The organism is Staphylococcus sp. HMSC077D08, assembly GCF_001837945.1.
Taxonomy (GTDB): Bacteria; Bacillota; Bacilli; order Staphylococcales; family Staphylococcaceae; genus Staphylococcus; species Staphylococcus epidermidis.
Map to the genome: position 1 here is coordinate 98,203 of NZ_KV834827.1, position 896 is coordinate 99,098.

The following is an 896-nucleotide window of genomic DNA, read 5'->3' on the forward strand; positions in this document are numbered from 1 at the left end:
ATGGTCACCATATTCAACCTTTGTAAGGTTAGAGTCTTTTTGATAATGAACAGAATTGGAACCATCACTTTGACTGCTACTTACATGTTTACCTTCACTCTTTACCATACTATCTTTTGGTGTGTGTGTCACTTGATGATTTGATGAGAAGGTACGTTGAATACTTTGGCCTACTTCTTTAAGTGTAGCACCTTTACCCACTTGAACATTACCTGCGCCTGCAATCGCAACTTTAGGTTGTGTAAATGGTATTTCCTTTTCTAATATATGATTCGTCGCTTGTTTCACTTGTTGGGCTTGATGGCCTATCCATTGCTTACCTTGTTGTACCGTATTAGACGCTTGGCCTCTCATATTACTCAACATTTGGCCAACTCGATTTTTCTGTTTAAAGTTCTTAGACTGGTTGAGAACACCGTCTGTCGTTTTAGGTATGATTCATCTTTCTATACTTGGATATCTGTTTTCACTGAGAGATTTTTGAAAATTTATAATAAAAATGGAGTAAATGAATACTTCTACATCCATCTACTCCATCTTTATGTGTCATTTTTATTGTTACAAGACTTATCTTAATCCAAATAAAGTTAATAAATTTAGAACAAAAATAATAACTGCTACAATTATTGAAATTTGTAGTAATTTAGCACCTTTAACTTCATCATATTTTTTATACTTAATACTACAAATGATACTTCCAATCGCGAATAAAGGCGTTACTATAGTTAATACAATAAATATCCAAGTCCATACTTTTAAAGGCTTTCCAGTTTTCTCCATTTTAAATCTCCTCTCTGTAATAGTTTAAAATAATTATAGAATTAATACAATAATACAGACGATATTATGATCCATACTGTCACTACAATAGGAATTAATGATTTAAATAAAAAAAT

The 896-nt window shown here is 31.5% G+C and carries 1 protein-coding gene and 1 pseudogene; both read right to left on the minus strand.

The window, feature by feature from the left end; genetic code table 11:
- Positions 1–420: pseudogene (locus HMPREF2663_RS12585) on the minus strand (ADP-ribosylating toxin); the annotation flags it as partial.
- A gap of 147 nt (positions 421–567) precedes the next feature.
- Entirely contained in the window at positions 568–780 is a 213-nt protein-coding gene (locus HMPREF2663_RS11185; protein ID WP_002458315.1) for a hypothetical protein, read from the minus strand.
- Positions 781–896 lie beyond the last annotated feature (116 nt).